General features: G+C 55.3%; 22 protein-coding genes and 1 pseudogene. 1 reads left to right on the forward strand and 22 read right to left on the reverse strand.

Features of this window, described 5'->3' with window-relative positions:
- Positions 1-106: 106 nt before the first annotated feature.
- Entirely contained in the window at positions 107-316 is a 210-nt protein-coding gene (locus tag CV945_RS13670; protein WP_063165193.1) for a YrzA family protein, read from the forward strand.
- A 44-nt stretch (positions 317-360) separates the two neighbouring features.
- On the opposite strand, the gene CV945_RS13675 is transcribed toward CV945_RS13670, so the two are convergent.
- From CV945_RS13675 to CV945_RS17610, 22 genes and pseudogenes are all read right to left on the reverse strand, one after another.
- Complete coding sequence (locus CV945_RS13675) at positions 361-990, reverse strand: YrrS family protein (RefSeq protein WP_100659978.1); 630 nt, start codon at positions 988-990, stop codon at positions 361-363.
- Between the two features lie 50 nt (positions 991-1,040).
- Positions 1,041-2,813 (reverse strand): peptidoglycan D,D-transpeptidase FtsI family protein, encoded by a 1,773-nt coding sequence (locus CV945_RS13680; RefSeq protein ID WP_100659979.1) that lies wholly within the window; start codon positions 2,811-2,813, stop codon positions 1,041-1,043.
- Between the two features lie 114 nt (positions 2,814-2,927).
- On the reverse strand, positions 2,928-3,404 hold the full coding sequence (gene greA / locus CV945_RS13685; protein WP_011232025.1) for a transcription elongation factor GreA: 477 nt from the start codon (positions 3,402-3,404) through the stop codon (positions 2,928-2,930).
- Positions 3,405-3,511: 107 nt separating this feature from the next.
- Positions 3,512-4,147 carry a uridine kinase gene (gene udk, locus CV945_RS13690; protein WP_033014751.1) on the reverse strand — a complete coding sequence of 212 codons (636 nt, stop codon included), beginning with the start codon at positions 4,145-4,147 and terminating at the stop codon, positions 3,512-3,514.
- A 1-nt stretch (position 4,148) separates the two neighbouring features.
- Positions 4,149-5,417, reverse strand: a complete 1,269-nt coding sequence (locus CV945_RS13695; protein ID WP_033011943.1) for a peptidase U32 family protein — start codon at positions 5,415-5,417, stop codon at positions 4,149-4,151.
- Positions 5,418-5,434: 17 nt separating this feature from the next.
- A complete protein-coding gene (locus CV945_RS13700; RefSeq protein ID WP_033011940.1) occupies positions 5,435-6,364 on the reverse strand; it encodes a peptidase U32 family protein in 930 nt (309 codons plus the stop codon).
- A complete protein-coding gene (locus tag CV945_RS13705; protein WP_033011938.1) occupies positions 6,361-7,014 on the reverse strand; it encodes an O-methyltransferase in 654 nt (217 codons plus the stop codon). Before CV945_RS13705 ends, CV945_RS13700 begins: the two co-directional genes overlap by 4 nt.
- 169 nt (positions 7,015-7,183) lie before the next feature.
- Positions 7,184-8,275, reverse strand: a complete 1,092-nt coding sequence (gene mltG / locus CV945_RS13710; protein WP_100659980.1) for an endolytic transglycosylase MltG — start codon at positions 8,273-8,275, stop codon at positions 7,184-7,186.
- A 241-nt stretch (positions 8,276-8,516) separates the two neighbouring features.
- A complete protein-coding gene (locus tag CV945_RS13715; RefSeq protein ID WP_011232031.1) occupies positions 8,517-8,816 on the reverse strand; it encodes a DUF1292 domain-containing protein in 300 nt (99 codons plus the stop codon).
- A 15-nt stretch (positions 8,817-8,831) separates the two neighbouring features.
- On the reverse strand, positions 8,832-9,248 hold the full coding sequence (gene ruvX / locus CV945_RS13720; RefSeq protein WP_033011936.1) for a Holliday junction resolvase RuvX: 417 nt from the start codon (positions 9,246-9,248) through the stop codon (positions 8,832-8,834).
- 3 nt (positions 9,249-9,251) lie between these two features.
- Positions 9,252-9,518: an IreB family regulatory phosphoprotein gene (locus CV945_RS13725; RefSeq protein WP_015375467.1), complete on the reverse strand. Its 267-nt coding sequence runs from the start codon at positions 9,516-9,518 to the stop codon at positions 9,252-9,254.
- 69 nt (positions 9,519-9,587) lie between these two features.
- The gene (alaS, locus tag CV945_RS13730) at positions 9,588-12,224 is read right to left on the reverse strand and encodes an alanine--tRNA ligase (RefSeq protein ID WP_100659981.1); all 2,637 of its coding nucleotides are present in this window, start codon (positions 12,222-12,224) and stop codon (positions 9,588-9,590) included.
- Between the two features lie 317 nt (positions 12,225-12,541).
- Positions 12,542-13,603: an AI-2E family transporter gene (locus CV945_RS13735; protein WP_100659982.1), complete on the reverse strand. Its 1,062-nt coding sequence runs from the start codon at positions 13,601-13,603 to the stop codon at positions 12,542-12,544.
- Positions 13,604-13,724: 121 nt separating this feature from the next.
- Positions 13,725-13,859 carry a YrzQ family protein gene (locus CV945_RS13740; protein WP_080729662.1) on the reverse strand — a complete coding sequence of 45 codons (135 nt, stop codon included), beginning with the start codon at positions 13,857-13,859 and terminating at the stop codon, positions 13,725-13,727.
- Between the two features lie 11 nt (positions 13,860-13,870).
- Positions 13,871-14,062 carry a hypothetical protein gene (locus tag CV945_RS13745; RefSeq protein WP_033011933.1) on the reverse strand — a complete coding sequence of 64 codons (192 nt, stop codon included), beginning with the start codon at positions 14,060-14,062 and terminating at the stop codon, positions 13,871-13,873.
- A 15-nt stretch (positions 14,063-14,077) separates the two neighbouring features.
- Positions 14,078-14,551 carry a PRC-barrel domain-containing protein gene (locus CV945_RS13750; protein WP_100659983.1) on the reverse strand — a complete coding sequence of 158 codons (474 nt, stop codon included), beginning with the start codon at positions 14,549-14,551 and terminating at the stop codon, positions 14,078-14,080.
- A 25-nt stretch (positions 14,552-14,576) separates the two neighbouring features.
- The gene (gene recD2, locus CV945_RS13755; RefSeq protein WP_094239007.1) at positions 14,577-16,937 is read right to left on the reverse strand and encodes an SF1B family DNA helicase RecD2; all 2,361 of its coding nucleotides are present in this window, start codon (positions 16,935-16,937) and stop codon (positions 14,577-14,579) included.
- A gap of 18 nt (positions 16,938-16,955) precedes the next feature.
- On the reverse strand, positions 16,956-17,618 hold the full coding sequence (locus CV945_RS13760) for a tetratricopeptide repeat protein (protein ID WP_080729660.1): 663 nt from the start codon (positions 17,616-17,618) through the stop codon (positions 16,956-16,958).
- A gap of 75 nt (positions 17,619-17,693) precedes the next feature.
- Complete coding sequence (mnmA, locus tag CV945_RS13765; protein WP_033011927.1) at positions 17,694-18,809, reverse strand: tRNA 2-thiouridine(34) synthase MnmA; 1,116 nt, start codon at positions 18,807-18,809, stop codon at positions 17,694-17,696.
- Positions 18,810-18,823: 14 nt separating this feature from the next.
- The gene (locus CV945_RS13770; protein WP_044743327.1) at positions 18,824-19,966 is read right to left on the reverse strand and encodes a cysteine desulfurase family protein; all 1,143 of its coding nucleotides are present in this window, start codon (positions 19,964-19,966) and stop codon (positions 18,824-18,826) included.
- Between the two features lie 22 nt (positions 19,967-19,988).
- Positions 19,989-20,405, reverse strand: coding sequence for a cysteine metabolism transcriptional regulator CymR (gene cymR / locus CV945_RS13775; protein WP_011232042.1), 417 nt, complete (start codon positions 20,403-20,405; stop codon positions 19,989-19,991).
- A 148-nt stretch (positions 20,406-20,553) separates the two neighbouring features.
- Positions 20,554-20,758 (reverse strand): annotated as a pseudogene (locus CV945_RS17610) (hypothetical protein); the annotation flags it as partial.

Raw genomic sequence — 20,758 nt, forward strand, 5'->3', positions numbered from 1 at the left:
AAAACTGAAAAAGGATGTAAGGGATTTTGTCGAAAAATATTTTTTGGACACCCCTGAGGGGCCGAAAAGCCTTGATAAATCAACATTTCTAGAGGGAGGCAAAGACATGGTGAACATTTCCCTTGATTTGATTGAAGACAAAGTGGAGTTTTTTGAAGCTGACGACTTGCGAACGCTTGAAAAAAAAATCAACGAGCAAATCGAGCATAACAAAGCGCTGCTGCTTTCCGTCCATCATGTGTCGCACCAAATGCATGTCATGGAAAACGGGAAGCGGTTTTACAGTGCCGTCGTCCACTTTAAGGCAAAAAAATGACAGGCGCCCCTTCTAAGCGGGCACCTGTTCCCCTTCAAAAATCGCTACGGTTTTTCCCGCAGCTTTTGCACTTTCGTCGGCTTCCATCCTTCATTCGTCACCCATTCAATATACACTCGGTAATGGGCGGTCTGGTCTCTCGTTGAAATCGTCGCCACTGCTTTGTTCGGCCCATTGTTGCCGATGAACCAAACGATCATATCGTCCGGCGCGATGCCGGTCGCATAGCTGACCGCATCGAGCATTTCCTTCCAGTCCACCGAATCTTTTTTAAACACCGTTTCATGCGGCTCTGATTGCGTCGTGCCGACCGGCTGCCATGCCGGGTTGACGATCTCTTTTTCAATATTCGACCCCGGCGGCCCCGGCGTTGCCGTCACGTCTTGTTCGGCTTCCTCTTCAGCCGGTTCGGACTCGTCCCCGGAAGCAGCTTCCTCCGTTTCAGACGGCACGGTCGGTTCTCCCGTTTCGATTTCGACCCGCTTCGCCCCATCCGCCCCCGCAGCCGGCTTCGCCTCAGCATCCGCCGCTTTATGGCTCGGCTCGCCGCCGAACAATATGTTCCAACCGACAATGAGAATGAGCAACACCACAACGGCGATTGCTCCATTGAGCCAGCGGTTGATTTTCCGCCGCTTGGCGCGGGTGGCAAAACGTGTTCCGGTTTGTTGCATCGGCCTCCCCCTCCTTTATGTGGCCGCAACGAATTCATTATATCGATTCGTCACTCCTGGTCGTTTTTGTTTCGGTCATACGCATAAAGCGCCTCAACCGCCGCGGCAAACACATCATTCGTGGCCGCCTGTCCGCTCGGGCAGTCGAGCTCGACGACGGCGAGGGCGTATTTCGGGCGGTCAGCTGGGAAATAGCCGGCAAACCATTTATTGATTAATTCGCTGCCGCCCTTCGTTTTTCCTGTCTCCGCCGTCCCGGATTTGCCGGCCACTTCGTACGGAAGCGAGCGAAAGCGGCGGCCGGTGCCGTCTTCATTGATGACGACGCCGCGCAGCAGCTGCTGGAGCTGCCTTGCCGTTTGCGGCGCAAGCGGCTCCTTGTCCGTCGCCGGCTCGGGTGAAAACGAAAACAACGTCGTCCCGTTTTTATACAGCACTTTGTCCACGGCCCGCACCTTCAAGGCCTCGCCACCGCGGGCGATCGTCGCCATCATGTTGGCGACGCCAAGCGGGGAGACGCGCACATCTTTTTGCCCAATGGCCGTTTGCGCCACGGCAAGCGGCACCCGCTTATCGCGCTTGTCGTGCCAAATCGTTCCTTTCTGCTCTTCTGGAAATTGACGGAAATGTTCCTCATGGTACACGGCTCCTTCCCAGCCGGCTGTCGGATACAACCCGAGCTTTTCCGCATACGTTTCCAATGCATCCGGGTCATGGCGAACGAGCTGTTTGCCGAGCGCGGCAAACGCGTTGTTGCAGCTGACGGCAAAGCTGTCAGCCAAGTTGAGCATGCCGTAGTCGTGCTCCTCATCCAGCGTCGTGCCGTCAATTTTTTTGCTGCAATCAAACATCGCAGCAGGCGAAGCCAGCCCTTCCTCAAGCGCCGCGGCGGCGACAACCGTTTTAAAGACGGAGCCGGGAATTTGCGGCAGCACCATTTGATTTTCCGCCCCGCGGTTTTTATACGGGTCGCGCGGATTCATATTGGGGCGGCTGACCATGGCGAGCACGCTGCTGTCGTCCACCTCGAGCAGGATGAGCCCGCCTTTTTTCAACCCGTACCGGTCCACGATTTGCTCCATTTCTTGCTGGATATCACGATCGAGCGTCGTTTGGACAGTCGCCGGGTAAAACGGATTGCCCGGGTCGCTGTATTTCACATCAAGCCCAAACAGCGGCCTTCCTTCAGCGTCAACGTGGTACAACAGCTTCGTTTCGCCATCTGTGAGCAAAAACTCGTCGAACGCCTTCTCAAGCCCTTGAATGCCAACTTCAGCCTGCGGCGGGAGCGAACGCTTCGGATAGCGCGTGCGCAGAAGCTTCTCATCCTTCCGGGTAAAGCCAAGCAAATGCGGCGCATACACCGTCTCAAGCGGATATTGTTTCTTGACAGCAAAAACCCCGGGGATGCGCAAGTCGTTAATTTGCTTCATTTGGCTGGCGCTTAAGGCGAGCGGCTCGCCGTCTTGCTGCAGGATGAACGGGCCGTTTGCCTCCTCAAGCTGGCGGCGGATGTCTTCCACCGTAACGCCGGCGATGCGGGCGACTTGCTCAATCGGCCATTTCATCGTCGCCAAAAACGGAAACAGCACAAGCGACGGCACGTACCGCTTTGTCAGCGGGCGGCCATTCCGGTCGACGAACGAGCCGCGCCCGTCGTCAATCGTCAGCTCCTGCGTACGCTGGGCGACGCTTTCCGCGATTAAATTGCGGCCGGCAAACGATTCCGGATCAATGAGCTGGATTTGCGCTAACCGGCCGATCAGCAGCAGCAAGGCAGCCTGGATGAGCGCGATGGTGACGATTGTCCGTTTTTTCCACATAATGAAAACACCTCATCATCAGTTTCGACGAGGTGTTTTCCTTTCAAACGTGCCGTCGGCGGCGATTTGCTGCAGCCTTCATTCGGAGCGGCCCGGACGCGGCGGTCCGCCTGTTTATTTGACCGCCACGATTTTGACCAGCATTTCCCCGCCCGGTGTTTGCACCGTCACCTCATCGCCGACGCGGCGGCCGAGAAGCGATTTGGCAATCGGCGAGTCGTTGGAAATTTTCCCTTCGAACGGGTCGGCCTCGGCGCTGCCGACGATCGTGTACGTCTCTTCTTCGCCGTCCGGAAGCTCGATGAACGTCACCGACTTGCCAAGCGAGACGACATCCGGGTTTTCTTTGTCTTCTTCAATGATGACGGCGTTGCGGATCATGTTTTCAAGCATTTGAATGCGCGATTCCACAAACGCTTGCTCGTCTTTCGCGGCGTCATATTCCGAGTTTTCCGACAGATCCCCGAACCCGCGGGCGATTTTGATTCGTTCAACGACTTCTTTCCGCTTGACCGTTTTTAAGTACTCAAGCTCTTGTTCCAGTTTCTCTTTTCCCTCTTTCGTCATTGGATACTGCTTTTCATTCGCCATTTGTCTCACTCCTCTATGTTCTGCATTATGTAAAACGTACGAACAGAAAAACAACTGTTCGTACGCTTACTTGGTATATAATATATTGTTTTGTCTCTGTTATGTTATTATAAAAACGCTTTTTGTTCAAGAACTGTGCGAATTTTTGCCACCATTAAATCGATGGCGACCGCGTTTTGCCCGCCTTCTGGAATGATCACGTCCGCGTAGCGTTTCGTCGGTTCGACAAACTGGTTGTGCATCGGCCGCACGACGGACAAATACTGCTCAATGACCGAATCAAACGTGCGGCCGCGCTCTTTCATATCGCGGATGAGGCGGCGGATGATGCGAATGTCCGGGTCGGTGTCGACGTACACTTTGATGTCCATCAAATTGCGGAGCCGCTCATCCTCCAAAACGAGAATGCCTTCCAAAATAATGACATCCTTCGGCTCGACGCGGACGACTTCGTTCGAACGGGTATGCAGCTTATAGTCATACACCGGCTTGTCGATCGGCTCGTAGCGAAGCAGCCGATGAACGTGCTCGATCAACAAGTCGTTGTCAAACGCCAACGGATGGTCGTAGTTCGTCTTCAGCCGCTCTTCAAACGGGAGATGGCTTTGGTCCTTGTAATAAAAATCTTGCTCGAGCACAAGAATCGAGTGATCGCCGAAATGGTCATAAATTGCGCGGGCGACGCTCGTCTTTCCCGAGCCAGAGCCGCCGGCGACGCCGATGACAACGGGCTTGTCCGCCATCTCAATTCTCCTTTCTCATCATGTTGTACGGGAAGAGAGGGCGTTTGACTCGCACCTTGACGATTTGCAGCGGGTGGCGGGCCGCATCGAGCTCGTTGCCGTCTTCATCCCAAATAGTATCGATCACTTGGGTAAAGTTTTCGATTTCCGGGCCGAAAAATTCGACCTCATCACCCGGTTTAAAATGGTTGCGCTGCTGGATGGTGGCGATGCCGGTCTCCGGATCGTAGCCAAGCACAAGGCCGGCAAACTCATGCGTCGTCTTCCGGCTGTGCGTGCCGTACATATGGTTCGTATAATCCGGAAACCCGTCAAAAAACGACGGCGCTGTTTCGCGGTTGGCGCACTTGTCAAGCTCCCGCACCCACTCTTCGCGGATCGTGAAATGATCCGGGTCGGCACAGTAGGCGTCAATCACTTTCCGGTAGACGCTCACAACCGTCGCCACATAATGGATCGACTTCATCCGCCCTTCAATTTTCAAGCTGTCAACGCCAAGCTCAATCATCGCCGGAATGGCGCGGATGAGGTTTAAATCTTTCGCGCTCATGGCAAACGGAGCATCGCCCTCAGCAAACAGCGGGATTTCCCGTCCGTCAGCCAGCTGGTACAAGTCATAGTCCCAGCGGCACGACTGGCAGCACCCGCCGCGGTTCGAGTCGCGCGCCGTCATATGGTTGCTCAACACGCAGCGGCCCGAGTAGGCGGAACACATCGCTCCGTGGATGAACGCCTCGATTTCGATATCGACTTTTTCTTTGATTTGCCGAATTTCCTCGGCGCTCACCTCGCGGGCGAGCACGACCCGCTCGAGCCCTTCCTCTTTCCAAAACTGGACCGCTTTCCAGTTCGAAAGCGATTGCTGGGTGCTTAAATGCACTTCAAGCTTCGGCGCCACCCGGCGCGCCGTCTCAATAATGAGCGGGTCGGCGACGATAATGCCATGGACGCCGGCATCTTCGAGCGCCCGCAAATAGTCGTCAAGGCCGGGAATGTTTTCATTATGCGCATAAATGTTGGCCGTGACGTATACTTTTGCTCCGTATCGGTTGGCAAATTCAACTCCTTCGCGAATTTCGTCAATCGTGAAGTTGTCGGCGTTGGCGCGCAGGCTGTACTCTTGGCCGCCGATAAAGACGGCATCCGCCCCGTAATGGACGGCAATTTTCAGCTTTTCTAGGTTGCCGGCCGGCGCAAGCAATTCCGGTTTTTTCACAATGACGCGCTTGCCGTCAACGATTTCGGAAATGCGGTCGTTTTTCAGCAGCATTCGGTCTCCCTCCTTTGTCAATAAATCGTCTCTTTGAAGAAAAATCCGGTGTCCAATCGGCGGTGCGGCGGTTGGAGCGCCTCAACGGCGGCAAGCAGCTCCTCTTTTTCCCGCTCATACTGCTCGCGGTCTTTGGCGCACATATCAATGGCGCGGCGGTACAGCTTTGTCACTTCCGTAATGTAGCGAGGCTCATGCAAAATGCCATCGATTTTGAAGCTGTCAATGCCGGCTTCGATCATGTCGCCAAGCTCGTCGATGATGCAAACATCGTTTGGGCTCATAATATGCGTGCCGTTTTCATCTTCAAAAATCGGATATTTGTTGTCGCGCTCCTTGTCGTATAAAAACATCCCTTTTTCATATTTTTTTCGTTCAATTTCCATCACTTTTCCTTGATACTCGAAGTAGTTGCCGATGAGCGAACGCTTCGATTGGTACATGCACGTCGCCCCATGCACTTGCACTTCGATTTCCACTTCGGCATGGGCTTTGATTTCCAAAATGGCGTCCATGTTCAACTCGCGGGCCAAGACAGCGCGCTTCGCTCCTTTTCGCCCCCAATAGTTGCATGTATACCAGTTCGTCGCCGTCGTTTCCGTGCTCCAGTGGAGCTTCATATGAGGGGCGGCCTCGCGAACCGTCAACAGCACGGCCGGGTCGCCAAACACGATGGCGTCAGCGCCGGCGGCGGCGACAAAAGCGATATAATCGCCCAGTTCATCGACTTTGTCATTATGAAAAATGGCGTTCATCGCCACATACACGTTCATGCCGTGCCGGTGAGCCGCTTCGATGGCCGCAGCAACGTCGGCGCGGGAAAATTCGCCGGCAAGCCGCAAGCCATAGCGCTGTTCGCCGATCATTACAGCGTCCGCTCCCGCTTCAGCCAATTCCTCAATATGGGAAACGCTCGTCGGCGTGACGAGCAATTCCGGTTTTTTCATTCTCGTTCACCTCGTTTTTTCGATATAGCCAGCCCGTCGCCAACGGGAATGATGACCGTGTCGTAATCGCTCCGGGCCATCAGCCATTCATTGTAGCGCCGGATTTTTTGCGCGATGTTCCACAGCCGCTTATTGCCCGCAAGCTCTTCAGCCGCGACAAGCCCTTTAAACAGCACGTTGTCGCTAATGACAAGGCCGCCCTCGGCCAGAAGCGGCTCATACAGCGTAAAAAAGCGCTCATATTGCCCTTTGGCCGCGTCGATAAACAGCACATCAAACGGCGCCGCCGCTGCCGCATCCGCCACAGCGTCAAGCGCATCGCCCAAAATCACCTCAATCCGTCCGGCTATGTTCATTTTCTCGATATAAAAACGGGCGCGCTCGTACCGCTCCCGGTCTTTTTCAATCGTCACAATGCGCACATCCGGCAGCGCCTTCGCCATCCGGATCGCCGAATAGCCGATCGCGGTGCCGATTTCCAAAATGCGGCGCGGCGCAGCCAAGTTCAACACAAACAGCAGCACCTCCATGCTCACCGGATCGATGATCGGCACGCGCTGTTCGCGAGCGTACCGCTCCATTTCCGCGATTTCTGCATCCGGCGCCGGGCGCAGCTGCCGCAAATAACGGACGATATGTTCTGAAAGCAAGAGGACTCCTCCTCCGTCGATCATATGAAAAATAAGAGCCGCCAACCGACTCTTATCGTTGGCCGCCGCCCGATTCAGGCGGCGGCGCTGTTCAACTTTATTATAGTATCATAAACGGGCAAAAAAGCGAAGCCGTTTTGCCCATTGAGCAAGCAACTTCCAGTTTGCGCTATTGTTTCCCAATGTATTTCGCTTTTTCGCGGTTATGCTCGGCGAGCGTTTTCGTGAAAATGACGTCGCCCGCCGGAGTGGCCAGAAAGTATAAATAGTCGGTCGCAGCCGGCTGAAGCGCCGCTTCGATCGACATCTCGCCGGCGTTGGCGATCGGACCGGGCGGCAGCCCTTGATGAATGTAGGTATTATACGGCGAATCAACTTGCAAGTCTTTATACAGCACCCGATCTTTATGTTTGCCGAGCGCGTACAGGACGGTCGGATCGGTTTGCAGCGGCATGCCGATGCGCAGCCGGTTGTAAAAGACGCTGGCGATTTTTTCGCGGTCGGCTTTCTCGGTCGCCTCTTCTTCGATTAACGACGACATGGTCAACAATCGATGCGGCGACAATTGTTTTTCTTTCATCGTCTCTTTGTATTGACCGAGCACCTCCGCCGTTTTCGCGACCATCGCCTCAATGATCTCCGGAAGCGGCGGCTTTTGGTCGGCAAACACGTAAGTGGCCGGAAACAGGTAGCCTTCAAGCGGATAACGAATGCCGCGCTGAAAAATGTCCGCTGTCAACAACTCAGGGTACGTGCGGCGAAGCTGTTCAATATACGCGCGATCGTTCAACAGCTTCATCACGTCTTCCTGCTTGTACCCGGTTTTGGCGGCGATGATGGCAGCGATTTGCACAAGCTGCGACCCTTCTGGAATGGTGAGCTTCAATCCGATTTTTAGCGACCGGCCGGTTTGCAATAGCTCGATGATGCGCGCCATCGGCATCGCCCGCGTCAGCTCATACTCCCCCGCTTGAAAGCCTGATTCGTTTTTCCAGCGAACATAGAAGCGAAAGACGGCCGCACTTTTAATCAGCCGCTTTCGTTCAAGCTGTTCGGCAATATCCGCCGCCGATGAACCGATCGGAATCGAGACATGGACCGGGGTGCGGTCATTCGGGTCGACGGGCTTAAGCGCTGAACGGATGTATAAGAAACTGCTGGCGCCGGCAATGACAAACGCCGCCAGCAGAACAGCACAGACAATCAAGACGATTTTCCGCACAAGCCGCGCCTCTGGCGCCCTAAAATCGTTCTGTTTCATCTTTGTCCTCCTTTCACCCGGCCATATTATACTACAAAGTTCCGCATTTTTCGCCCTTGACGGTCAAAAAATGCAAAGCCAGGGGAGGAAACGCGCCGGTCAATCGAAGCCCTTCGCAACATTTGTCGGACAAACAAGAAGATGTCTGAACCATTGCATGGAACACAACTTATCGTTTCTCAGCGCATAATACGGCAATAAGAAAAGGGGCCCCGATCCTTTTGGCCCCCTCTGCTGTCCGTTATTCGTCGTCTTCCTCTTCCTGTTCAGCGCAAAACGTATTCCATACTTCTTCGATCATGTCCCACTCTTCCTCCGTCTCGATTGGGAGCAGTTCGCCTTCTTTGTTCTCATCCCCAGGGATGAAGGCGGAAACGTGCACTTCCGTCTCGCCGTTTTCATCTTCCGCCTCGACGCCGACCGGATAGTAAAACACGTACGATTTGCCAAAATCGTCCGATTCAAACGTAAACAAAATTTCGCACAGCTGCTCGTTGCCATGTTCGTCGACAACGGTAATGTGACGGTCTCCGTGTTCCATGTTTTCTCCTCCAATTTATCGTTTACTGTCCAAATATGACTGCAAAATGACGGCCGCCGCCATTTTGTCAATGACTTTCCGCCGCTTTTTCCGGCTGACATCGGCGGCAATCAGCATCCGCTCGGCGGCCATCGTCGACAGCCGTTCATCCCAGAGCACAACCGGCAAAGAAAACTCCTCGCGCAGTTTGGCGGCGAACCGCTCACTTGCCTCAGCGCGCGGTCCGAGCGTGCCGTTCATGTTTTTCGGCCATCCGACGACGATCGCATCGACGCCGTACTCATCGATAAGGGCGCGCAGCCGCTCTAAACCATAATCGCCGCGCTCCTCATCGATGGCGATCGTCTCGAGTCCTTGCGCCGTCCAGCCAAGCTCATCGCTCACCGCGACGCCGAGCGTTTTCGTTCCGAGATCAAGCCCCAATATCCGCATCGGTCAATCCTTTCGTTGCCCCTGTAAATAGAATTTCACCAATTCCTCGATTAATTCGTCGCGTTCGATTTTGCGGATGAGCGCGCGCGCATCTTTATGGCGCGGGATGTAAGCCGGGTCGCCGGACAGCAGGTAGCCGACAATTTGGTTGATCGGGTTGTAGCCTTTTTCTTGCAAGGCGTCATACACCGTCAACAACACTTCGCGGACATTCGTTTCCGCCGGCTCTTCGGAAAAATGAAACTGCATCGTTTGATCAAACGAGCTCACCGTTTCCACCTCGCTCTTTGTTCGGGCCATCCCCTTCTCTTACATCCATTGTACACGATCCGCGCCCATTTAGGAAATGGATTTCACCCACGTTTCGACATAGTTGAGCGCCTCGGCGACTTTCTGCGCATCTTTGCCGCCTGCCTGCGCCAAATCCGGCCGTCCGCCGCCTCCTCCGCCGCAGCGTGACGCCACTTCTTTCACCAGTTTGCCGGCGTGGAATCCTTGTTTCACCAAGTCGTCGGTCACCGCAGCAATCAGCTGCACTTTTCCGCCTTGCACCGCCGCCAAGACAATGACTGCAGTGCCTAGTTTTTGCTTCAAGTCATCGGCCATCGCCCGCAGCTGGTTCATGTCGTTCGCCTGCACTTTCGCGGCCAACACCGGCACGCCGTTTACGTCTTTCACCTGGCGGGTGAGGTGCTCTGCCTCCATATGCGCGAGGCGGGCTGACAGCGATTCGTTTTCGCGCTCGAGCTCTTTCAGCTCGGCAAACAGTCCGTCAAGACGCGCATTCAATTCTTTCGGGCTTGTTTTCAGCTTTTGCGCCGCCTCTTGCAAAATAGCCAGCTGTTCGCTCATAAAGCGGTACGCCGCTTCCCCGGTCACCGCCTCAATGCGGCGCGTGCCGGCGCCGATGCCCGATTCGGAGACGATTTTAAACAGGCCGATGGCTGATGTGTTGGGCACATGGCAGCCGCCGCACAGCTCCAAGCTGTAGTCGCCCACCTTCACGACGCGGACGATGTCGCCGTACTTTTCGCCAAACAGCGCCATCGCGCCCATCGCTTTCGCTTCTTCAAGCGGTTTGTAGAAAATGTCGACCGGAAGGCTTTTCCAAATTTGCTCGTTGACGATCGCTTCAATGCGCTCAAGCTCCTCCGGCTTCACTTGCCCGAAGTGGGTAAAGTCAAAACGGAGCCGGTCTGGAGCGACGAGCGAGCCCGCCTGGTTGACATGGCGGCCGAGCACGTCTTTCAGCGCCTGATGGAGCAAATGGGTTGCCGTATGGTTTTTGATAATGCGGGCCCGTTTCGCTTCATCAACGCGCGCCGTATACACCGCACCTTTTTTCACCGTACCGCTCTCGACGACGATCGAATGAAGATGCTGTCCGTTTGGCGCTTTTTGCACATCTTTGACGACCGCCGTTCCCGTCTCGCCGGCAAACGTTCCTTGGTCGGCGATTTGGCCGCCGCTTTCAGCGTAAAACGGCGTCACATCGACGATGATTTGCGCCTCTTCGCCGGCGCGGACTTCCTCGACAAGCTGTCCGTCTTTGACGATGGCGAGAACGGTGGAAGAAGCGACGAGCTCATCGTAGCCGACGAAGCGGCTTTCGTCTTTAATGTCGCCAAGGACGCCGCCTTGCACCTGCATCGAATCCACGTCTTGGCGGGCGGCGCGTGCCCGTTCGCGCTGCCGTTCCATTTCTCGTTCAAACCCGTCATGGTCGACTTTCATTCCCGCTTCTGCCGCGTATTCCTCCGTCAGCTCGATCGGGAAGCCGTACGTATCGTACAGGCGGAACACGTCCTCGCCGGGGATGACGTCGCTTCCTTCGGATTTGGCCTTCTCGATCACGTTGCTTAAAATGGCGAGCCCTTCGTGAAGCGTCTCATGGAACCGCTCCTCCTCACTGCGGATGACGCGGGCGATAAAATCGGCTTTTTCTTTCACTTCCGGATAATAGTCATGCATAATTTCGCCGACAACCGGGACGAGCTCGTACATAAACGGACGCTCAATGCCGATGTGTTTCGCGTAGCGCACGGCGCGGCGGAGCAGGCGGCGCAATACATAGCCGCGGCCCTCGTTTGACGGCAGCGCCCCATCGCCGATCGCAAACGTCACCGCGCGAATATGGTCGGCAATCACTTTAAACGCGACGTCTTTCTCCCGGTCTTCGCCATACCGTTCGCCGGAAATTTGCTCGGTGGCGCGGATGATCGGCATAAACAAGTCGGTTTCAAAGTTTGTCGGCACATCTTGCAAAATCGAGCACATCCGCTCCAAGCCCATGCCGGTGTCGATGTTTTTCTTCGGCAGCGGCGTGTACGTGCCGTCCGGGTTATGGTTGAACTGCGAAAAGACAAGGTTCCATACTTCCAAGTAGCGCTCGTTTTCCCCGCCCGGATACAGCTCCGGGTCGTTCGGGTCGTTGCCGAACGCTTCACCGCGGTCATAAAAAATTTCCGTATTCGGGCCGCTCGGGCCTTCCCCGATATCCCAGAAGTTTCCTTCGAGGCGGATGATCCGTTCTTCCGGCAGGCCGATTTCGTTGCGCCAAATGTTGTACGCTTCCTCGTCTTCCGGATGGACCGTGACGGACAGCCGTTCCGGATCAAAACCGATCCATTTGTCGCTCGTTAAAAACTCCCATGCCCAATGGATCGCTTCACGCTTGAAATAATCGCCGATCGAAAAGTTGCCGAGCATTTCAAAAAACGTATGGTGGCGCGCCGTTTTCCCGACATTTTCGATATCGTTCGTGCGAATCGATTTTTGCGCATTGCAAATGCGCGGATTTTCGGGAATGATGCGGCCGTCAAAATACTTTTTCAACGTCGCGACGCCGCTGTTGATCCACAGCAGCGACGGGTCGTCAACCGGAATGAGCGATGCGCTCGGCTCCACCGTATGGCCTTTTTCCTGGAAAAACTCTAAAAACATGCGCCGCACTTCGGCAGATGTCAGTTTCTTCATGATGATCCTCCCCTTTGTTTTTTCTATAAAAAAACTCCCATCCCTTGGCAGGGACGAGAGTTGCGCTCGCGGTACCACCCTGTTTATGGGCAGAAAATGCCCATCACCTCTTCGGCCGTAACGCAGCCTTGCGTCAGGTTTTGCCTGCGCTCCGGATTAGCCTTCTGTTGCCCTTCATCTGGAATTTCTTTCAGCCGCGGAAATTCCTCTCTGTGCGCCGGTTGCGCGTTAAGATGGACTGCAACATACTCGATCCGTCATCGCGTTATGTATTCGCTTTGTTCATTGAAAGATTATAGACAAGCAGCAAGCGTTTGTCAATGCGGGGCGTAATGTTCTTTCCAGTGCGATACGGCCACTTTCAGCACCGCTGCAGTCGGGACGGCGAGGATGAGGCCGAGCACGCCGGCCAGCTCGCCGCCGGCAAACAGCGCGAACATAATGACAAGCGGATGCATATGCACGCTTTTGCCGACAATGAACGGTGATAAAACGTTCCCTTCAAGAAACTGCAAGGCAAAAATGATGATCAGCACGATGATCACCATTTTGAGCGAGATGGTCGCCGCCAAAATCACAGCCGGAATCGCGCCGAGCAACGGGCCGAAGTACGGAATGATGTTCGTCAGCCCGATGATAAATCCAAGCAAAAGCGGATAGTCCATGCCGGCGAGCCAAAGGCCGAGCGACGCCGCAAGGCCGATCGTTGCACAGACGAACAGCTGGCCGCGAATATAGCCGCCAAGCGATTCGTCAACATCTTTTACAAACGCCATCCCCGGTTCGCGCCACCGCTTTGGGGTCATGTACCAAACCGCTCTTTTTAGCACCTCAATGTCTTTTAGCATATAAAACACGATAAATGGGATGAGCAAAAGCGTCGCCGCCGAACCGATGAATGATTTGGCGGCGTCGATCGCCATCGTCACCGCGCCCGCCGCCGTCTTTTCGATTTGAACAAACACAGCTTCAATGCGCGTATGCACTTCCATCGGCCATGTCGATGTTTCATCATGAATATGGCGGGCCCACCGGCGGTATGTATCCATTAATGACGGCAGCTGCTCGTCCAATTCCCGCAGCTGGGCGATGAATAGCGGCACGCCGCGGTAAAGCCCGTAGCCGACAGCTCCGAAAAACAAAACGTAAATGAGCAAAATGGCCAGCGCGCGCGGCATCCCTTTGCCGTGAAGATACTCAACAAGCGGATGCAACAAATAGGTAATAAACGCCGCCAGCAAAAACGGGGCTAAGGCGGTGGCGACAAAATCGACGACCGGCCACCATACGTCTTTCATCCGGACGATTAAATACACGATTGCGGTAACTAACAGCCACTTTCCAATGCGCAAAAATGACAGCCATTGCTGCTCGCCCATCGCCACACCTCCTACCGTTTAGTGTAGGAGATGAAGTTGGAAATATGCTCCCGTTATCTCTTCCACTATTTCACAAAAAAACAAGCCGCCCCCGCCGCGCGGGCGGGAAGCGGCAACGGCTTTAACGGATCGCCTGCATCAAGCGGCGGCGCATTCTCCGCATCGTGCGGCCGTTCGTCCAACCGTTGCGCTGGGCGAGCTGGTATGCAGCGACACCCAACCCGACGGCCAACAACGACGTCATCGTCCGGTTCATGCTTGTCCCCCCTAATATGGGATCGTGCGCTCATGGTCGTCAAACAAGTCATCCAAGGAGCTTAACGTCCCGTCTTCCTCGACTTGATGGGCGTGGATCATCCCTTTCGAGACGGACAGCTCAATGAAGCAATCCCAGCAATAATACTGGTTGACACCAATTTTCCCCAGATTTTTTCGCTTGCAATTGGGGCAAATGAGCATCGACAGCCACTCTCCTTACATCATAGTTTCCACGGTGACAACGCCTTCCCTGGCGGTGAACGGAACTGCCTCCATCCGTTTCTTTCCTTCGGTCAAATCAGAAAAAAATCCCTCGCTGATCTCGTATCCATCAATCTTGTCCAATTGCCCGTCAAAGTATACATCATCCAGCAGTCCGATCGCTTTTCCGTTCGCAGCAACGACCATGCTGCCGGCAAGGCCGCGTTCACCGTAAAGAGAGTGGCCGCTCTCGGCAGAGGGAAATGGCTGGAAGCTGTCAGCATCATGGATGATGACTTTATCGTTTTGCAACGACTGCACGGCGGAAAGCGGCAAGTAGCGGCGGCGGCCAAACAAACCGCCCCGTTCCGCTACCAACCCTTTGACCGTGCCGTGGCTGGTAAACCAAATGTCCGCGATCGTCCCGACCGCTTTCCCTGTCGTTTGCTCATAAATGGGAAGCCCTTTGACGTCGGAAAACGTCCGCATCATTCTCCCACCTTTCCAGCCACCTTTAGCTTGTCTCATCATCCATAAAGTCATACGGCGTAACGTTTTCCATCCCGATGTTCGCATCCTCAAACGGCAGCTCCCTTTCACCCAACGGCGCCGCCGCGGCTGTCAGCTTTTCGGCGAGCGCCGTCTGGCGGCCGCTGTCGCTCCGCTGGGCGACGCCAAGCCGAAACGCTTCCTCTTCGCCGCACAAGATGAGAAATTGTTTGCTTCGCGTCACCGCCGTATAGAGCAAGTTTCGTTTCAACATCCGGTAGTAGCTTTTTACGACGGGCAAGATGACAATCGGAAATTCGCTCCCTTGTGCTTTATGGACCGAGCAGCAATACGCATGCGTAATTTGCGCCAAGTCTTGCCTTGTGTATGTGACCTCAATGCCATCGAATGAGACAACGAGCAAATCTTGCTTTTCAATATTTTCCTTGGCGTAAAAAATGGCAACGATTTCGCCGATGTCGCCGTTAAATACATTGTCTTCCGGTTGATTGACAAGCTGCAGCACTTTGTCGCCGACCCGGTATACGACCTCGCCGACCGCCAGCTCCCGCTTTCCGGCAGCCGGAGGGTTGAACAGCTCCTGCAGCACTTTGTTCAACTGGTCGATGCCGGCCGGGCCGCGGTACATCGGGGCGAGCACTTGAATATCTTTGACAGAAAACCCTTTTTTGCGGGCGTTGTCGGCGATTTGCCGGACGACGTCCGCCACTTGTCCGGCGCGGCAGCGGATGAAGGAACGATCCGCCTTGGGAGCGGTCAAGTCGGCCGGCACCATCCCGCGCTTCATCTCATGGGCGAGCTCAATGATCGACGACCCTTCCGCCTGGCGGTACACGTCAGTCAGCCGCACGGACGGAATAACGCCTGATTGAAGCAAATCTTTCAGCACTTGTCCAGGCCCCACAGAAGGCAATTGGTCTTCGTCGCCGACGAAAACGACTTGCATGCCGTTTGGCACCGCTTTGAGCAGCTGATTGGCCAGCCATGTGTCGACCATTGACATTTCGTCCACAATCAGCAGCCGGCCGGCGATCGGCTCATCTTCATCGCGGCTGAACCCTTCCGCCCCGTTCCAGCCGAGCAGCCGGTGAATCGTCGCGGCTGGCAGCCCGGTCGCCTCGCTCATCCGTTTCGCCGCCCGGCCGGTCGGTGCGGCAAGCAGCACGGGAAACGGCTCGTCATGTTTATAATCAGCGGGATCAAGCGAGATGCCGTTGAGCGCGGCAAACAGCTCGACAATGCCTCGAATGACCGTCGTCTTCCCCGTGCCCGGACCGCCGGTCAAAATAAAAAGCGGCGAGGAAAGGGCGCGCTCGATGGCCTCTTTTTGCTGGGGGGCGTATTGCATGCCAAGCCGCTCCTCAAGCGCCCCGAGCGCCAATAAAAACTCCGACTCGGCAAACGCGGCCGGAGGCGGCTGCCCGAGCAGCCGCTTAATGTTGGAGACGATCCCTTTCTCGGCGAAGTAAAGGGAGGGGAGATAATAACGCCCTTGCTCGGCGATCAGCTTCCCTTCCTCGCTTAACATCAGAAGCGTTTGGCCGATCGCTTGTCCATCCACCGCACCGCTTTGCCTTCCATCAAGCAGCTCCCCGATGCGCTCCATCAGCTCTTCCTCGCGCAAATACACGTGCCCTTCCTGCAAGCACGCCTGTTCGAGAACAAACAGCGAAGCAGCGCGCAGCCGGGCCGGATGGCTGCCGGAAATGCCGAGCTGGCGGCCGAGCTCATCGGCGCGTCCAAAACCGATTCCTTCAACGTCCTCAACAAGTTGGTACGGGTTTTGATGAATGACATCCATCGCTTCCTCGCCGTATGCCTGATAAATTTTCATGGCAAGCTGCGGGCCGAACCCAAACTGGGTAAGGGCAATCATCGTTTGTTCCAATCCTTCGTGAGCGCGGAGCGATTCGTACAATCGTTTCGCTTTTTGCTTCGTCAGCTTCGGCACTTTCAAAAGCGCATCCGGGTCGCGCAAAATCGCAGCGATCGCGTTTTCGCCAAGCGCCTCGACAATCGCCGCCGCTGTTTTTTTGCCGATCCCTTTAAACAAGCCGCTCGACAAATAATGGATGACCCCTTCTTTCGTGTTGGGAAGCTGTTTGCGGAACTGTTCGGCCGCATACTGTCGGCCAAAGCGCGGGTGTTGGCGGAACTGGCCGTAAAAGACATATACGTCTCCTTCATGCAAGCGTGGAAAATAGCCGGTGACGATGACTTCCTCCTCGACCGGCTCCTCATTCGTCTCTTCAACGCGAATGCGGGCGACGGTATAAAGCGTTTCCTCATTGTGGAAGATGACTGACAAACATGCTCCCTTAATGAACGTGCGTCCGTCCAAGGCAAGCGTTTGCTGCTCTTGCAAGAACGATCCCCCGCCTTTTTACGGCGCAAGCCGCTTTTCCATCAGTTTTTTCCCGTACCCGGCGAGCAGATGATCCGGCTTGGCGTCCAGCGCGGCCGCAAACCAATCGCGGGCGGCTGCCCAGTCGTCTTGATACGCATAAATGACGCCTAAATTGTAATACGCATCAGCGTGGCCCGGCTGGAGCGCAATCGTTTTTTCAAAATACCGTTTCGCCTCTTCCACATATTCGAGGTGGGCAAGGCAAAGACCAAGTTGAAAGAGCGCTTCAGCATCCGTTTCATTCAGTTCGGCCGCCCGTTGCAAATACGGCAGCGCCAGGCGCGGCATCTCCAGCCGCAACAGCGACATGCCGAGCATAAAATGTGTATCCGCATCATTCAGCCCGAGCTGAAGTGCCCGCTCAAACATGTCTTTCGCCTGGGCGAACTGCTCGCGTTTGTAATGCACTGTGCCGATGCCGTAATACGCGGCCGCCGCCCGCTCATCGAGCGCCAGCGCCTGTCGGAAGCAGTCGAGCGCTTTCTCTTCCTCGCCGGCCGCAGCCAAAACGGTGCCGATGTTAATGTAGCCGGCCGGGTCTTCGGGCTGTTCCTGGACCGCTTTTGAAAAGCAACGGAGCGCCTCTTCATGCTCCCCGGCGCGCATATGCAAAAGCCCTTGTTCGTTCCAATTGGCCACCGCTCATCCCCCATTTCCTGCCGTTCGTTTCGCCTGCATGTCTGATCCGCGCTGCAGCGGCGCACAAAACAGAGATCAGCCGACATACCAAAGCTTTTCGCCGTTGCGGAACACTTCATCGATGATGCCGCCGCCAAGACACTCCTCGCCGTTGTAGAACACAACCGCCTGCCCCGGCGTCACCGCCCGCGCCGGCTCATCGAACACGACTTCGGCTTTGCCGTCTGGAAGCGGTCGAACTTCGACGCCGACATCCGGCTGGCGATAGCGGAATTTCGCCGTACAGCGGAACGGCGCTTCCGGTTTGCGGTCAGACACCCAGTTGACATCGATCGCTTTTAATGATGTGGAGTACAAATAATCGTTTTCAAACCCTTGGGCGACATACAACACGTTTTCGCGCACATCCTTGCCGACGACAAACCACGGCTCGCCGCCGCCGCCGATGCCAAGGCCGTGGCGCTGGCCGATCGTGTAATACATCACCCCGTCATGCCGCCCTTTCACTTCGCCGTCAAGCGTTTTCATTACCCCTGGCTGAGCCGGCAAATACTGGCTTAAAAATTCTTTGAAGTCCCGCTCGCCGATAAAGCAAATGCCGGTGCTGTCCTTTTTCCCGGCGGTGGCAAGCCCTGCTTCTTTCGCAAGGCGGCGGACGTCCGCCTTGTGCAAATGGCCGATTGGGAACATCACTTTTGACAGCTGGGCTTGGCCGAGCTGGTTCAAAAAGTACGTCTGATCTTTGTTCGGATCAGCGCCGCGCAGCATTTTATACTCGCCATCGCGAAATTCGACGCGGGCGTAATGGCCGGTCGCCACGTAGTCGGCGCCGATCGACATGGCGTGGTCCAAAAACGCCTTGAATTTGATCTCTTTGTTGCACATCACGTCCGGGTTCGGGGTGCGACCGGCTTTGTATTCCTCCAAAAAGTACGTAAATACTTTATCCCAATATTGCTTTTCAAAGTTGACCGCATAGTACGGAATGCCGATTTGATTGCAGACGCGCACGACATCTTCATAATCTTCGGTCGCCGTGCAAACGCCGTTTTCATCGGTGTCGTCCCAGTTTTTCATGAAAATGCCGATCACATCGTACCCTTGTTCTTTCAGCAACAAAGCAGCAACCGACGAGTCGACCCCGCCTGACATGCCGACGACGACGCGCGTTTCGTGCGGGGCTTTGTTCATGATGCTTCGCCTCCTTACCGATTGGTCAGCCGCTTGACGATGTTGACCGTTTCTTCCGCGGCTTGCTCAATTTGTTCCTTTGTATTGCCGAGCCCAAAGCTGAAGCGGACGGACGAGCGAATGCGCTCCGATTCTTTTCCGCACATGGCCACGAGCACATGCGACGGATCGATCGACCCGGCCGTGCATGCTGAGCCGCTTGAGGCGGCAATGCCCGCCAAATCGAGATTGACAAGCAGCGATTCCACGTTCGTTCCCGGGAAGGCGACATTTAAAATGTGCGGCAAGCCGTCCGGACTGCCGTTGACCACATAGTCGATGCCCGAAGAGCGGAAAATATCGATCATCGCTTCACGCCAAGCCGCATATTGCTTGCGTTTGTCGCCCCTCGTCCGCTCGGCGATCTCCGCCGCCTGCGCCAAACCGATAATGCCCGGCACATTTTCCGTTCCGGCGCGCCGCTTCCGCTCTTGCTCCCCGCCGAAAAGGAGCGGAGCGATTTTCACCGTTTCGCGCACATAAAGCGCCCCAATTCCTTTTGGACCGTTAATTTTATGGCTTGAGAGCGACAGCAAATCAATCCCGTACTCATTGACATCGATCGGAATGAGGCCGTATGCTTGGACGGCATCGGTATGGAAATAGGCCGGATGGTCGCGCAAAAGCGCGCCAATTTCGCGGATCGGCTGAATCGTGCCCACTTCATTGTTGGCGAACATGACCGATACGACAATCGTCTCGTCGCGCAGCGCGGCTTTCACGTCATCCGCCGAGACCATCCCTTGTTCATTGACTGGCAAATACGTCACCTCAAACCCTTGCGTCTCTAAATATTCACAGGCGCGCAGCACGGCGTGGTGCTCAATGGCAGTCGTAATAATATGACGGCCGCGGCTGCGGTTGGCCATCGCCGTCCCGATGAGCGCGAAGTTGTCGGCTTCCGTTCCCCCGCTTGTGAACACGATTTCCGTCTCTTTCGCCCCGATCGAGCGGGCGATGACAGCCCGCGCCTCATCAACGCCCCGGCGGCTTTGCCGGCCAAAGTAATGGATGCTAGACGGGTTGCCGAACTGTTCGGTCATCCAATGGACCATGCCGGCTGCCACTTCCGGGTGAACGGGAGAGGTGGCGGCATGATCCAAGTAAATCCGTTGCACCGGTCATTCCCCTTTCTGTTGCTTAAATATAAAACATATATGCCCCTTCGTCTCCATCGCTATACTTCGCCAAATCTTCAAGCGTCGTGCTGTCAAGCACTTCCTCGACCGCATCGCGGATGCGAATCCATAGCTCGCGCTTCGCCGGCTCCTCCTCTTCCAGCTCCTCAACCGGGGTCAACGGTCCTTCCAGCACGCGCAAAATGTCGCCGGCGGTAATTTTCGCCGGATGCTCGGCAAGCACATAGCCGCCATACGCCCCGCGGATGCTTTTGACAAGCCCGGCGTTGCGCAGCGGCGTCACAAGCTGCTCGAGGTAATGTTCTGATAAATTGTTGGCTTTGGCAATCGAACGAAGCGAAATCGGACGGTCGCCATATTTTTTCGCCAATTCAATCATAATCGTCAGCCCATACCGGCCTTTCGTTGAAATTTTCATCATATCCCCCCTAAAGAAACGACATCATGAAGAGGCCGGCAAAATACAAACTTCCGCGCAGCCATGGCATATATCGATGAACCATGATCGTCATGTTCCCCCTCTTGGAAAATCGCCTGTGTTATTATACCATAAATGCCCCGCACGTTCACGGACTAGCCTTGCCGCCATGCTTTAACTGCTCAAGCCGCCGGTACACCTTGGCGTAATGTTTTTCCTCGCCATGCTCTTTCGGTTCATAATAGCGGACGCCTTCTAGAAGGCCGGTGAAAAAGTACACCCTGAGGCAGGGATTTAGGGGGCTTATGTCGAAAAAGGAAGAAAAATCGTTGGAATGGAGCGTGAGCGGATCA

This window comes from Geobacillus sp. Manikaran-105, from assembly GCF_002809955.1.
GTDB lineage: Bacteria > Bacillota > Bacilli > Bacillales > Anoxybacillaceae > Geobacillus > Geobacillus thermophilus.